General features: G+C 49.3%; 16 protein-coding genes and 1 pseudogene. 2 read left to right on the top strand and 15 right to left on the bottom strand.

The genetic code is table 11. From position 1 onward, the window contains the following. Nucleotides 1-234: 234 nt before the first annotated feature. Nucleotides 235-480, top strand: coding sequence for a DinI-like family protein (locus OGV98_RS11625; protein WP_044711946.1), 246 nt, complete (start codon nucleotides 235-237; stop codon nucleotides 478-480). Between the two features lie 9 nt (nucleotides 481-489). On the opposite strand, the gene OGV98_RS11620 is transcribed toward OGV98_RS11625, so the two are convergent. The 8 genes and pseudogenes from OGV98_RS11620 to rluE form a co-directional block, all read right to left on the bottom strand. Next, nucleotides 490-1029: a cytochrome b gene (locus OGV98_RS11620; RefSeq protein ID WP_054528291.1), complete on the bottom strand. Its 540-nt coding sequence runs from the start codon at nucleotides 1027-1029 to the stop codon at nucleotides 490-492. Nucleotides 1030-1182: 153 nt separating this feature from the next. Further along, nucleotides 1183-1329 (bottom strand): annotated as a pseudogene (locus OGV98_RS11615) (SOS response-associated peptidase family protein); the annotation flags it as partial. A gap of 118 nt (nucleotides 1330-1447) precedes the next feature. Next, nucleotides 1448-2818: an adenylosuccinate lyase gene (purB, locus tag OGV98_RS11610; protein ID WP_044711951.1), complete on the bottom strand. Its 1371-nt coding sequence runs from the start codon at nucleotides 2816-2818 to the stop codon at nucleotides 1448-1450. Between the two features lie 3 nt (nucleotides 2819-2821). After that, entirely contained in the window at nucleotides 2822-3463 is a 642-nt protein-coding gene (hflD, locus tag OGV98_RS11605; protein WP_003841885.1) for a high frequency lysogenization protein HflD, read from the bottom strand. A 34-nt stretch (nucleotides 3464-3497) separates the two neighbouring features. After that, nucleotides 3498-4604, bottom strand: a complete 1107-nt coding sequence (gene mnmA / locus OGV98_RS11600) for a tRNA 2-thiouridine(34) synthase MnmA (RefSeq protein ID WP_049002243.1) — start codon at nucleotides 4602-4604, stop codon at nucleotides 3498-3500. Between the two features lie 53 nt (nucleotides 4605-4657). Next, on the bottom strand, nucleotides 4658-5119 hold the full coding sequence (locus tag OGV98_RS11595) for an NUDIX hydrolase (RefSeq protein WP_003841887.1): 462 nt from the start codon (nucleotides 5117-5119) through the stop codon (nucleotides 4658-4660). A 9-nt stretch (nucleotides 5120-5128) separates the two neighbouring features. Then, on the bottom strand, nucleotides 5129-6061 hold the full coding sequence (locus OGV98_RS11590) for a hypothetical protein (RefSeq protein ID WP_202580593.1): 933 nt from the start codon (nucleotides 6059-6061) through the stop codon (nucleotides 5129-5131). 34 nt (nucleotides 6062-6095) lie between these two features. Further along, the gene (gene rluE / locus OGV98_RS11585) at nucleotides 6096-6713 is read right to left on the bottom strand and encodes a 23S rRNA pseudouridine(2457) synthase RluE (RefSeq protein WP_003841891.1); all 618 of its coding nucleotides are present in this window, start codon (nucleotides 6711-6713) and stop codon (nucleotides 6096-6098) included. Between the two features lie 202 nt (nucleotides 6714-6915). Here rluE and icd point away from each other — a divergent pair, with 202 nt between their 5' ends. Further along, on the top strand, nucleotides 6916-8166 hold the full coding sequence (icd, locus tag OGV98_RS11580) for an NADP-dependent isocitrate dehydrogenase (RefSeq protein ID WP_003841892.1): 1251 nt from the start codon (nucleotides 6916-6918) through the stop codon (nucleotides 8164-8166). A gap of 112 nt (nucleotides 8167-8278) precedes the next feature. On the opposite strand, the gene OGV98_RS11575 is transcribed toward icd, so the two are convergent. Genes OGV98_RS11575 through OGV98_RS11545 form a run of 7 tightly spaced genes read right to left on the bottom strand, consistent with a single transcriptional unit; the run spans nucleotide 8279 to nucleotide 12033 of the window. Then, nucleotides 8279-9421, bottom strand: a complete 1143-nt coding sequence (locus tag OGV98_RS11575; protein ID WP_279278984.1) for a phage integrase Arm DNA-binding domain-containing protein — start codon at nucleotides 9419-9421, stop codon at nucleotides 8279-8281. Continuing rightward, on the bottom strand, nucleotides 9411-9647 hold the full coding sequence (locus OGV98_RS11570) for an excisionase (RefSeq protein ID WP_047497692.1): 237 nt from the start codon (nucleotides 9645-9647) through the stop codon (nucleotides 9411-9413). The genes OGV98_RS11575 and OGV98_RS11570 overlap by 11 nt, the downstream gene beginning before the upstream one ends. A gap of 41 nt (nucleotides 9648-9688) precedes the next feature. Beyond that, a complete protein-coding gene (locus OGV98_RS11565; RefSeq protein ID WP_279278983.1) occupies nucleotides 9689-10009 on the bottom strand; it encodes a hypothetical protein in 321 nt (106 codons plus the stop codon). Then, complete coding sequence (locus tag OGV98_RS11560) at nucleotides 10006-11082, bottom strand: DGQHR domain-containing protein (RefSeq protein ID WP_079905860.1); 1077 nt, start codon at nucleotides 11080-11082, stop codon at nucleotides 10006-10008. Before OGV98_RS11560 ends, OGV98_RS11565 begins: the two co-directional genes overlap by 4 nt. Further along, on the bottom strand, nucleotides 11079-11333 hold the full coding sequence (locus tag OGV98_RS11555) for a hypothetical protein (protein WP_135488092.1): 255 nt from the start codon (nucleotides 11331-11333) through the stop codon (nucleotides 11079-11081). The genes OGV98_RS11560 and OGV98_RS11555 overlap by 4 nt, the downstream gene beginning before the upstream one ends. After that, nucleotides 11330-11506 carry a hypothetical protein gene (locus tag OGV98_RS11550; RefSeq protein WP_181553587.1) on the bottom strand — a complete coding sequence of 59 codons (177 nt, stop codon included), beginning with the start codon at nucleotides 11504-11506 and terminating at the stop codon, nucleotides 11330-11332. Before OGV98_RS11550 ends, OGV98_RS11555 begins: the two co-directional genes overlap by 4 nt. Then, nucleotides 11494-12033 carry an HD family hydrolase gene (locus OGV98_RS11545; RefSeq protein WP_279278982.1) on the bottom strand — a complete coding sequence of 180 codons (540 nt, stop codon included), beginning with the start codon at nucleotides 12031-12033 and terminating at the stop codon, nucleotides 11494-11496. The genes OGV98_RS11550 and OGV98_RS11545 overlap by 13 nt, the downstream gene beginning before the upstream one ends. Between the last annotated feature and the right edge of the window lie 33 nt (nucleotides 12034-12066).

Raw genomic sequence — 12066 nt, 5'->3', positions numbered from 1 at the left:
CTTTTAGCGTCTTACCAGTATGGCGAGTCAACATTATGTCAACATTAAGTTGAGCATGAGCCAGGTAATTTAAATCCAATGTCGCGACAAAAATGTGTAGGACCCGAAAAAACGGAATATCTGATGTGTAAATACATTACGTAAAAAAATTAATAATTTGCGCTCTTAAATCGTTGATCATTTCTGCTTACAGGGGTGCTGTATAAAAAAACAGTGTATACATCGGAGGTAATTATGAGAATTGAATTAGCCATTGATCGAACTAAAGAACTACCAAAAGGCGCGATACCAGCCATGGATAAAGAGTTGCTGAAAAAATTGGGTAATCAGTATGAGGACTGTAGCCTGAGCATTAGTCGAGCTGGAGCTGGCAGTTTCAGCGTTCTTGGCGGTGACAAGGACGACATAAAGAAAATTGAATCAATACTCCAGGATTACAGTAGGCATTCACTGAGTGCCTACTGTAATGTTAAACATTAAAATTTGTATTTATTTCTTATCGTTACAGTCAGGGATCATTCTCAAAAGAGTGTTATCTTTCTGGACGTAGTGATGAAATAACGCTGCACCTGCATGCGCTGCAATTAAAAAGTATCCGACGTTTGCCAGTGTTTCGTGAATATCTTTAATAAGTGATTTTGTTTCCCCGTCAGGAGTAACGAAAGGTGAAATGTTAAAACTTAAGAAGCTCCAGTCCTTCCCACCGTAAGCCATAATTGCAATACCTAATAATGGCAGAGCCAAAAAAGAAATGTATAGCAGGATATGCATTATTTTAGCAGCCATCATCTGCCAGGTCGGTGGGGGCGGAGTGATGGCTGGGTCATGATACTTATGTTTAATAATTAATCGTATTATCATTAAAAACCAGACAAATACCCCGGCATTGTAATGTGTTTCTTTCATGAGCAGGTAGGTGTTGCTGCCTTTAGGAAACCAGCCGCGTAGCTCCATAGCTGCATAGGTTATCGCTATTAACATCAGAGTCAGCCAGTGTAAGCGAATCTGAAGTTTTGAGAATTTCATCATTATTATTTCCTCAAAGGGTGTGTTGCATCAACCATAAAGCATGAAGCTTAACAAATCCTTATTTTCGGTGAGAGATTAAGAAATTGTTATTCCAATGACCCCACGTGAATGTTTTGATAATTATTATCACTTACGGGTCCTTTCCTGCAATCCGGGCTGTTTTTTGTTGCCTTCCTTTTTCCATTCGTACCAGCCATCAGCAAAGAAAATTGCGCGGCCATGCTGCCAGAGTGGTTTAAACATTCTGCGGGTGGCTACAGTTTCAGATCGTGCATAAATTAGTAGCAGCTTAGACCACCATAGATTGTTACTTTTTTGGGGCAAATTTGGGGGGGGGAAGGGATAATGTAGCGGGTGATAAAAAGCCGGAATCGCTTACGCTTATCCGGCTTCTGTTCAGCATCTGGGGAGTTGCTGATTACTTCAGTTCATCAACCATGGTGATGGCGCGGCCAATATAATTGGCAGGCGTCATTGCTTTCAGGCGAGTTTTCTCTTCTTCCGGCAGTGCCAGACCATCGATAAACTGCTTCATACCTTCGGCGTCAACGCGCTTGCCGCGGGTCAGTTCTTTCAACTTCTCATATGGCTTCTCAATACCGTAGCGACGCATCACGGTCTGAATCGGCTCTGCCAGAACTTCCCAGTTATGATCCAGTTCATCCAGCAGATGATCGCGGTTCACTTCCAGTTTGCTCACGCCCTTCAGCGTGGACTGATAGGCGATCAGCGCATAGCCGATACCCACACCCAGGTTACGCAGAACGGTAGAGTCTGTCAGATCACGCTGCCAGCGGGAAACCGGCAGTTTACTCGCCAGGTGCTGCAGAACCGCATTGGACAGACCCAGATTACCTTCGGAGTTTTCGAAGTCGATGGGGTTAACTTTATGCGGCATGGTGGAAGAACCGATTTCACCCGCGACAGTTTTCTGCTTGAAGTGACCCAATGCAATGTAACCCCAGACGTCGCGATCGAAATCGATCAGAATGGTGTTAAAGCGGGCGATGCAATCAAACAGCTCGGCAATGTAGTCGTGCGGCTCAATCTGCGTGGTGTAGGGGTTCCACTGGATACCCAGCGAGGTGACGAACTCTTCGCTAAACTGATGCCAGTCTACTTCCGGGTAAGCGGCAATGTGGGCGTTATAGTTACCCACGGCACCGTTGATTTTACCAAGAATTTCAACCTGGTTGAGCTGGCGATACTGACGCTCCATGCGGTACGCCACGTTTGCCATCTCTTTGCCCATTGTTGATGGGGTGGCAGGTTGGCCGTGAGTACGGGAGAGCAGAGGAATATCGCGATATTCAACTGAAAGCGCGGTGATGCCATCAATCAGTTGACGCCAGTACGGCAGAACCACTTCGTCGCGTGCGGTTTTCAGCATCAGCGCGTGAGACAGGTTGTTGATGTCTTCTGAGGTGCATGCGAAGTGGATAAACTCGGAAACGGCGTGCAGTTCCGGGATATCCGCCACTTTTTCTTTCAGGAAATACTCAACTGCCTTCACGTCATGGTTGGTCGTACGCTCAATGGTTTTGATACGCGCAGCATCTTCTTCATTGAAGTTAGCGACGATCGCATCAAGGAAACCGATTGCGTCGGCAGCAAAAGCAGGAACTTCCTTGATCGCTGCGTGCGCGGCCAGTTTTTGCAGCCAGCGTACTTCAACCTGTACGCGGAATTTCAGCAAACCGTATTCGCTGAAAATCCCGCGCAGCGCGCTGACTTTATCGCCGTAGCGTCCATCGACAGGGGAAACGGCGGTCAGTGAGGATAATTCCATAGATCACAACTCCGGGGTTAAATGAGCAAGAATTTGTTTTGCCTGAGTCGTCAGGCGATTACGAGAAAACATGAGTTGCAGACGGCCTCCACCAACCTGATGCCAGAGCACGGCAGCACGGATGCCAGCCAGCAGCGAAGCGCGTACTTTAGCCTGTACCTGCGGGCTCTGAAGGATGGCCGGGGAACCCGTGACCTGAATACGCGGGCCGAGTGGGCTGATGACGTCAACATAAATGCCAGCCATCGCACTCATCAACGTTTCTGACTGCAAATCAAAATGGTCAAGCTGGCGCTGCAAGCCGCTGATACGGTCTCCCAGCGTGTCCATAGCGCCCTTGGCCGCTGACAGCTTACGCTCCAGCACCATCAGGCTTAGCGTGTAACGAGTGAGTTCAGCGTTCAGTCCCTGGCGACTGCTGGCGTTCAGTACGCCGAGCATTGTTTCCAGCCCCAAACGCAGGTTGGCCTCGCTGCCGCCAAACACGCCCAGCGTAGAGCTGGGATTCATGTCGATGACACTGTTCAGTGAAACGTGTAATGCATCGGCATCACAATGCCCCTGGTGCGCCAGTTCCTGCACCAGGCGTGCCGACTGGCAAATGCCTGCCAGGGCGAGGGTGATGTCATAATAATTCTTTGCCACGTTCACTGCTTCCTTGTATCAAATGTGTAAGTAATTATACCGGCAGAGGCAATCGTTGTTCGATAATGCCGCCGCCGAGGCACACTTCGCCATTGTAAAAGACAGCCGACTGACCCGGCGTAACCGCCGCGACTGGCTCGTCGAAAATGACTTCAATACGCTCAGCATCCAGTGCCTTAACGGTGCACGGAATGTCGGTCTGACGATAGCGGGTTTTCACCGTACAGCGCATGGTACCAGTGAACGGTTCGCGATCGACCCAATGCAGCTGTTGCGCCACCAGGCCAACAGACATCAGACGTGGATGTTCATGACCCTGAGCGACAACCAGAATGTTGTTCTCAACGTCTTTATCCACTACATACCATGGATCTTCTGTCCCTTCTTTCGTTCCGCCAATACCCAGACCTTTACGCTGACCCAGAGTGTGGTACATCAGCCCCTGATGCTGGCCAATCTCTTCACCATCAACGGTGATGATTTTGCCTGGCTGAGCCGGCAGGTAGCGACCAAGAAATTCGCGGAACTTACGTTCGCCAATGAAGCAGATGCCGGTGGAGTCTTTTTTCTTGGCCGTAATCAGACCAAGGTCTTCGGCAATTTTACGCACCTGCGGTTTTTCCAGTTCACCGACCGGGAACAGGCTTTGCGCGATTTGCTCATGGCCGAGCGTATAGAGGAAATAACTTTGGTCTTTATTACCATCGAGCCCACGCAGCAGGCGACTTTTGCCGTCGACATCTGCGCGACGCACATAGTGACCGGTGGCGATGTAATCGGCACCTAAATCTTCGGCGGCAAACTCAAGGAAGGCTTTAAACTTAATTTCTTTATTACACAGAATATCCGGGTTCGGCGTACGGCCCGCTTTGTACTCTTCAAGGAACAGTTCAAAGACGTTGTCCCAGTATTCTGCGGCAAAGTTGACGGTATGCAGTTCAATGCCGAGTTTGTCACAGACAGCCTGTGCATCCGCAAGGTCGGCGGCCGCTGTGCAGTATTCCTCGCCATCGTCCTCTTCCCAGTTCTTCATGAACAGGCCTTCTACCTGATAGCCCTGTTGTTGTAACAGCCAGGCAGAAACGGAGGAATCGACACCGCCGGACATGCCGACGATCACTTTTTTTGGGCTTTCACACATAGGAATACTCACAACATTGAACTTCAAGGCGGCATATTCTAGCACGCAGCCCTTTACTTGACACCCTCTGTAAACGGCCAGTTAAATTCACCGATCATGGCCAGCGGGTAGCGCTGGCCGCTCTGATAACAGCGAATACTCTCTGCAACCAACGGCGAACGCAGGTTTGGCGCAGAGAAAATCTCTTCTGCGCTGACCCAACGACAGCAATCAATATCGCTGTCATGGGGTTCAGTAGCGCACATATTGGCAAGCTCGATAGAGAAAAGAAAACGCAAAAAGGGCGTTCTGTCCGGTGCAATCCATTGATGCATACGAACAAAATGCTGTGGCTGTGCTTTAATGCCCGTTTCTTCCCATAGTTCGCGTGCTGCGGCTTGCACCAGCGTTTCGTCGGCTTCCAGGTGTCCTGCGGGTTGATTCCACAAGGCTTTGCCATTGATCGTTTCTTCAACGACTAAGAATTTATCTTCTGCATGCACAATGCAGGCGACCGTGACGTGCGGTTTGAACATGTTTCCCCCTTATTCCTCAGCAAAACCTTCGGCAACATCTGGCCAACTAATTTCACCGCTGGTCTTGTCGATACTGATATAAGCCACAGGAGGCGACGTTTGTGGGTCGGCCCCTCCGCGACACAATGCAGTTTGATGATCCTCGCGTACGATAATCTCAATGGCCTTTTTAGCATTCCAGCTTTCATAAAAAATGCATTGATAGTCCGGGCGAAGGCTGAGGGTCGCGACTCGTGTAGCTTCGTCTGTCGATAATGGATTGATATCATAGCGGTAGTTATCACCGCTGTTTAAAGGCTGGAGTTGTGACTTTTTCAACCAGCCGCGTACGATATGGCGATCGGCGGTGTAATAAACCGCTTCAATAAAGTCATCTTTTGACTGCTCTTGTGTGGAAATAATGTCGCCGGGAACCAAAAAAACGGACTGGCTGCGGCACTGTTCCGTTGGCATGGTATAAAACCAGGCGCGATCGTTGCCTGTAACCTGATAATGATTATCAGCAACGGGGGGCATTCTTTCGCGTTGCGGCATCTCTTTGTGCGCCCATTTCTTACAGGCCGGATTTACGGATAAGGGAGTCGTCAGAGATACCAGACCTTCAGCCGCGACCCAGCCTGTGGCGAACATGCCTTTGGCATCACGGTATCGAACATAGCGAAAAGTATGAACGGGAGCGTCTGCTGATTGGGCCGATCGCGCTTCTCTTAACACCTCTACCGTATTGCCGTTGACCAGGAAAGCAGGGAGCTGGCATTCAACATCTGGTGCGGAGTTGAAGTGTAGTCGGGAGGTTGTTTTTACCTGAGCGGTTTCATAGAGATAATCAGCCGCGCCTGCTGCGATACCTGCTGCCGCCTCACAATTCTGCGCGGCATAACCCAATGGCGATACGCCACACAGAATGAGTGGCGCGATGAGTCGTTTGTCCATTTCTTTCATTCTTCCTTGTTAATGGCGCTGTAAAGGCCTGATGCTAGAGCTCTCGCCACTCGCCGTTGGCGAGATTATCCAGCGTGTAATCCCCCATAGCATAGCGAATGAGACGCAGCGTAGGATATCCAACATGTGCTGTCATACGGCGAACCTGGCGGTTGCGGCCTTCATATAAGGTGACTTTCAGCCAGGTGGTGGGGATATTTTTCCGCTCCCGAATCGGCGGATTTCTCGGCCACAGCCATACGGGTTCCTCTACTACCTCAATGCCTGCGGGTAGCGTGGGGCCATCATTGAGCGTTACTCCGGTACGCAGGGCGTCCAGCGCTTCTGCCGTCGGCTCGCCTTCAACCTGGACGTAATAAATTTTCCCAGTACGCTTCCCGGGTTGCGTTAACCGCGCCTGCAGTGCGCCGTCATTGGTCAGCACCAAAAGCCCTTCGCTGTCCCGGTCGAGTCGGCCCGCCGCATAAATTCCCGGCAAGGGAATAAAATCTTTTAACGTGCTTCTGCCAGCCTCGTCAGTAAATTGTGGCAAAACATCGTAGGGTTTATTGAACAAAACCACGCGTTTTGGCTGGTTTTCCTTACGCTGCTTAGTGACTTGTCGTGAGCTGAATCGCTCAACCCGGTGATTTCTAAAAGAAGTTTTTTGCATGGTATTTTCAGATTATATCAATTGCCGCATTATAGCCTAAGAACGAGTGTCTTTCATGGCGGCGAACATTAGGGTAGTATTGACATGCTCATTACAAAACATTAACAAAAAATTGCTCTAACGCATTCGTGCAGCAGGACGCAAACGCACATGCAGCGCGATGACAGACGAGCAGAACCAGAAGCGCTCGAAGGAGAGGTGAATGGAAAGCAAAGTAGTTGTTCCGGCGGAAGGTAAGAAGATCACCCTGCAAAACGGCAAACTCAACGTTCCTGAAAATCCGATTATCCCGTTCATTGAAGGCGACGGTATCGGCGTTGATGTAACCCCACCGATGATCAAAGTTGTCGATGCTGCTGTCGAGAAAGCCTATAAAGGCGAGCGTAAAATCTCCTGGATGGAAATCTACACCGGCGAGAAATCCACTCAGGTTTATGGCCAGGACGTCTGGCTGCCTGCTGAAACCTTAGATCTGATTCGTGAATATCGTGTTGCCATTAAAGGCCCTCTGACCACTCCTGTTGGCGGCGGTATTCGCTCTCTGAACGTAGCTCTGCGTCAGGAACTTGACCTGTATGTCTGCCTGCGTCCGGTGCGTTATTATCAGGGTACACCAAGCCCGGTTAAACACCCTGAACTGACCGATATGGTCATCTTCCGTGAAAACTCCGAAGATATCTACGCGGGTATCGAGTGGAAAGCTGACTCTGCCGATGCTGAGAAAGTGATTAAATTCCTGCGCGAAGAGATGGGTGTGAAGAAAATACGCTTCCCGGAACATTGCGGTATTGGTATCAAACCGTGTTCTGAAGAAGGGACTAAACGTCTGGTACGTGCAGCGATTGAATACGCCATCGCCAACGATCGTGATTCAGTTACCTTGGTACACAAAGGCAACATCATGAAGTTCACCGAAGGCGCGTTCAAAGACTGGGGTTACCAGTTAGCGCGTGAAGAATTTGGTGGCGAACTGATCGATGGCGGTCCATGGGTGAAAATCAAGAACCCGAAAACCGGTAAAGAGATCGTGGTTAAGGACGTCATTGCCGATGCGTTCCTGCAACAGATCCTGCTGCGCCCGGCTGAGTATGACGTGATTGCCTGTATGAACCTGAACGGTGACTACATCTCCGATGCGCTGGCCGCACAGGTTGGTGGTATTGGTATCGCGCCGGGTGCAAACATCGGTGACGAATGCGCACTGTTCGAAGCAACCCACGGTACTGCACCGAAGTATGCAGGTCAGGATAAAGTGAACCCAGGTTCTATCATTCTGTCTGCAGAAATGATGCTGCGCCACATGGGTTGGACCGAAGCGGCTGACCTGATCGTTAAAGGTATGGAAGGCGCGATTAACGCGAAAACCGTAACCTATGACTTCGAACGTCTGATGGACGGCGCTAAGCTGCTGAAATGTTCAGAGTTTGGTGACGCGATCATCGAAAACATGTAATCCACATCTTGGGTTGTATGAGAACGGGAGCCAGGTGGTTCCCGTTTTTTATGCCCTCGAAAATTCTTCCCCAAAACTTTCCCCAAAACTCTTCCCCAAAACTTCCCTCGTTTTACCCTGTTTTCACTCCAACAACGACCCAGTCTTTTCCTCGATCGTCATTGTATTTATCAGTCATTTTTCTGGACTTGTGCCCAAGCAGTTTCTGAGTATCCAGACCTTGTTCACGATACAGTCGCTCCGATAAAGAACGCTGTTCATGGAAAGTTGGTGGAGTACCGTTTTTCCACTCTAGGCCGCTTTTGTCTCTGGCTTTTTTAAAGGTGGATGTCAGGCAGCTGCTCGACACCCGATCACCTCTATTGGCCTGGGATGTGGTGTGCCTGAAATGAACAAGATATTTACTGACAACCGCATCCCTACATTTTGAAATAGCATCCCTGAGAGTGAGGCCCAGCACCTCGCATTTAAGATCTAACGGAATAGCGAGACGAGAACCTGTTTTTTCCTGTTCGATATGGAGCATGTCATCCCATACATCGGTGAACTTCATATTGCATATATCGCCCAGACGCTGGCCAGTGATTAGGGCTAATAACATGCCGCACTGAAGATAGGGCTGCTGCTGTTCCGCCGTCTTATAAATAACGCTCCATTCTTCAAAGGAAAGACGCTGCCTTGTTATTCGGTTTCTCGGTTGTTTAGTGGCTTGCGCCGGATTGTATCCGGGGGCAACGTGTCCGGCATGTTGTGCCTCTTTAAAAACATCTATGAGCACCATTCTGACGACCTGAGCCATGCGATTGTGGCCTTCGGCTTTAATGGCATCAGTTATTTCTGCAATATCAAGAGCTGAAATATCCTTTAGATGTTGCAGGCCGCAATGTTCTCTGAATAAACGAACAGGCTTACCTTTTTGAAGAAAGGAGTTTGGTTTGAGCTCGTTATTTTTAAGCCTTTCCTCCTGAATGCCTATGTATTTATCGAGCCACTCAGTAACCGTAATATCGGTGCGCCTGCCTTTCATCCGTGCCAGGCGATCGTTAACGCTCAGGATCTGCCTGGTTCGCTGTTCGGCAATGACTATGTTAGCTTCTGTGGCGACTTGTTTAGCCTCGGATTCATCGGTTCCAAGGCTGTGAAAACGACCTGAAAGAGGGTGTTTATATTGCCAATAAACCTTACCTGTGCGCTTATCCAGCTTGCAGTACAGGTTTGGGATTGGAATTTTGTGAGTGCGTGGTCTAGCAGCCATCAGCAATTATCCGTTGTAATCTTGGGCTGGCCGAAGTCGGAATTTTCGGTTCTACAAGCATCCCTACAAATCGGGCATTACGATCAACCATCCAGCAGCGACCAACCTTAATTGCTGGAGGTACCATCATTTTTCCCTTTGCATATTTTTTCAATACGCGTTCACTTGGTGCTTGCTCTCCAAATTCCTCTTTTGCCCAGTCAAGTAAGGGGATCATTCGCGACATAATTTTCTCCATACAGCCCGGCTGCACCCGGGCTTACAAAATTATAAATTATTGCTGGCTGGCTTAGGTGGGACAGCATAGAGCGGACCTGGCGCAACATCGAAACGACGCCAGCGAATATCACATGTTCTTTCTTCACCTTCTTTGTACCAGGCAACGACATCTGCCACTGGCTCGGCGTGCCTACCTGCCAACACCTCATCTACCACCTTCAACATATCCGCGAGAATGTAAGCTCTGTTCCCGCCGTTTGAGTACTGGTTATCATGCAGTAGGTGTTCACGTATCTGGTGCAGGCGATCGAGTGATACAGGACCGTGCGCTGGGTGGCTACTCTGCGCTTGTTTGTTGAGTGCTTTCATTGAGTGGCCCCCACAGCGAATGTCCCTGTTGTAATAGCCATAGCAAGCCTTTGTGCTGCAGCTTTCTGTGCCGGAACGCTAGCAATAACCGTAGCTCTTTCTTTGCTGGCATCAGCGCAAATACCATCCCAGAAAGATATCAGGAAGAAGTCTTCCAGCTCGGTCATTGTGGCTTTTGTCACCAGTTCTTCGATCATCTGCACGATGATGTGCGCAGGGCGATGCCTGAGCAGTTCCTGTATTGCGTAACCGAACGCATTGATCATCACTGCGTGAAACTGAATGTAATCTCGTTTGTATTCCGTGGGGGATACGCCATGTCGGATACCTTCTATAGCCGTCAGCTTCAGCCACGCTTCCCAGAGGTCATATATATCGCCAGTAGACAGAGCGTCGTCCCCGTTACCCGCGAATTTTGCAGTTGCATCACCAACGGCCTTAAAACTAATCCAGAGGTCACTTTTTGCCGGAACCACGCTGTGTTCAAAGTCGGTGATCTCGGAGAACACTGCATGAGTGGAGAGAAACGACACCATCGTCTGGGCAATCTTATCCCTTCCGTTATAGGCCATATTGATTGCGGCTGATGGCTTGGATACGTTGTTATTGATATCAGAAAAAAATTGCTGACGTGTTTTAAGTGGTAGTTGCAGAGTCATCATCAAAGGTACATACAGTGGTGTATCGTAATCTCTGCAGAACATGGATATTCCTGCGCCACGATGTTGCCCATCAAAAAGTTTAATTTCTGCGTCCATTGGGAACCGAACAACTCCGACGTTTGTATTGCCGAACTCTTCAAACTCAACATGAGAAGCACAGTTACCAACCAGTGGCGGGATGATGAAAGGCTCTTTATTTTTAGCAGCTGTCACCAGATATTCGTAAAATTTTTTTACGCGTGATTTGTTGAGTTCGCGCTGAGAACGCTCAAGCGTGTGTCCGTAATTATCAGATGCCAGTACGCGGGACAGGGTTCGTCCTGGAACGTTCATCAAAAGAATAAGCGTATTCCCCTGTAAGCCACGAGAGGCGGGGAATTCGAAGTAGTACTCCATGCTTGATTTGCTCATTGCGTGGCTCCCTGTCTGGCTTTTTTCAATAGCTGGTTAAACATCATGGTTAAGCTGTTACTGCACCCAAACGGCATATCGTTAACACGGTAAGTAGGAATTCCCTTGCGAACACCAGACTTCACGATCCGGCCGGTACCATAGAGTTGCGATAATGCGCCAGCGACCGCGGGTGTCTTTTTGTTCATACCTTTGGCGATTTCACCGCTGGTGGTATTCGGATGAGCCTGGAGATATTCAAATACGGTCATGGCTTTTTACCTTTACGTTCCTGTTCCAGTTGCACCAGAGACTCTTTTAATGCTGCGAACGTAGCCTCCAGTCTGGTGGCGACTTCGCGCATAAGCGGTGCATGCTTTGGTGGCAATTCAGCAACGGAGGCAAAAGCCTCCGCTACGAGTTCTTTTACTTTCATGCGGCGCATTGGCGCTGATCCACCAGTTCGTTAAAGCGATTTATGAACAGGCCATAGGCTTGGCCAGGACGGAGAGGGATAACCTGAACGAGATCAGAGCAGGGAATACCTTCGAGAATTTCCCACTTCGAACCGTCATCGATTTCCAGATCACGGCGCTCGGTGGCTAACATGGTGAGATCGGCATATTTCACGACGGCTGCTTGTTCAAGTGAGATACCGAATTTAAAGCGGATAAGACCATCAACATAAGTTTCCATGCGTTGGTAGTCTGGTAATAGGGCTTTGAGCGGGGCCGGAATATCCTGGCAATATGCCTCCGCAGCATCGTGCATTAGCGCTTCAAAGGCGAACTCTGGCGGCACAATCTGGCTTACAAGCACAGAGTGCTGGGCCACGCTGTAGAACTCTGGCAGATGCCCAGCGAATCGACAGATGTTGGAAAGAGCAGTCGCGATATCCTCAATATCGATATCGTCGATAGTGGCGGTGATGTAGTTAAATTTTTTACCGGATAATGTTTGAATGTAGCTCATGGTTTTCTCCATATTGGCGCGCTGCACCGCGCA

Origin of the sequence: Citrobacter sp. Cf136 (assembly GCF_030333815.1) — a bacterium.
Classification (GTDB): Bacteria; Pseudomonadota; Gammaproteobacteria; order Enterobacterales; family Enterobacteriaceae; genus Citrobacter; species Citrobacter freundii.
Note: the sequence above shows the minus strand (reverse complement) of the source record. Positions and strands in the feature narration are given on the sequence as shown.

Bases quoted from the DNA above. Each gene is read 5' to 3' on its own strand.
- OGV98_RS11625 (WP_044711946.1), top strand. From the start codon at position 235: ATGAGAATTGAATTAGCCATTGATCGAACTAAAGAACTACCAAAAGGC.
- OGV98_RS11620 (WP_054528291.1), bottom strand. From the start codon at position 1,029: ATGATGAAATTCTCAAAACTTCAGATTCGCTTACACTGGCTGACTCTG.
- purB (WP_044711951.1), bottom strand. From the start codon at position 2,818: ATGGAATTATCCTCACTGACCGCCGTTTCCCCTGTCGATGGACGCTAC.
- mnmA (WP_049002243.1), bottom strand. From the start codon at position 4,604: ATGTGTGAAAGCCCAAAAAAAGTGATCGTCGGCATGTCCGGCGGTGTC.
- OGV98_RS11595 (WP_003841887.1), bottom strand. From the start codon at position 5,119: ATGTTCAAACCGCACGTCACGGTCGCCTGCATTGTGCATGCAGAAGAT.
- OGV98_RS11590 (WP_202580593.1), bottom strand. From the start codon at position 6,061: ATGAAAGAAATGGACAAACGACTCATCGCGCCACTCATTCTGTGTGGC.
- rluE (WP_003841891.1), bottom strand. From the start codon at position 6,713: ATGCAAAAAACTTCTTTTAGAAATCACCGGGTTGAGCGATTCAGCTCA.
- icd (WP_003841892.1), top strand. From the start codon at position 6,916: ATGGAAAGCAAAGTAGTTGTTCCGGCGGAAGGTAAGAAGATCACCCTG.
- OGV98_RS11575 (WP_279278984.1), bottom strand. From the start codon at position 9,421: ATGGCTGCTAGACCACGCACTCACAAAATTCCAATCCCAAACCTGTAC.
- OGV98_RS11570 (WP_047497692.1), bottom strand. From the start codon at position 9,647: ATGTCGCGAATGATCCCCTTACTTGACTGGGCAAAAGAGGAATTTGGA.
- OGV98_RS11565 (WP_279278983.1), bottom strand. From the start codon at position 10,009: ATGAAAGCACTCAACAAACAAGCGCAGAGTAGCCACCCAGCGCACGGT.
- OGV98_RS11560 (WP_079905860.1), bottom strand. From the start codon at position 11,082: ATGAGCAAATCAAGCATGGAGTACTACTTCGAATTCCCCGCCTCTCGT.
- OGV98_RS11555 (WP_135488092.1), bottom strand. From the start codon at position 11,333: ATGACCGTATTTGAATATCTCCAGGCTCATCCGAATACCACCAGCGGT.
- OGV98_RS11550 (WP_181553587.1), bottom strand. From the start codon at position 11,506: ATGCGCCGCATGAAAGTAAAAGAACTCGTAGCGGAGGCTTTTGCCTCC.
- OGV98_RS11545 (WP_279278982.1), bottom strand. From the start codon at position 12,033: ATGAGCTACATTCAAACATTATCCGGTAAAAAATTTAACTACATCACC.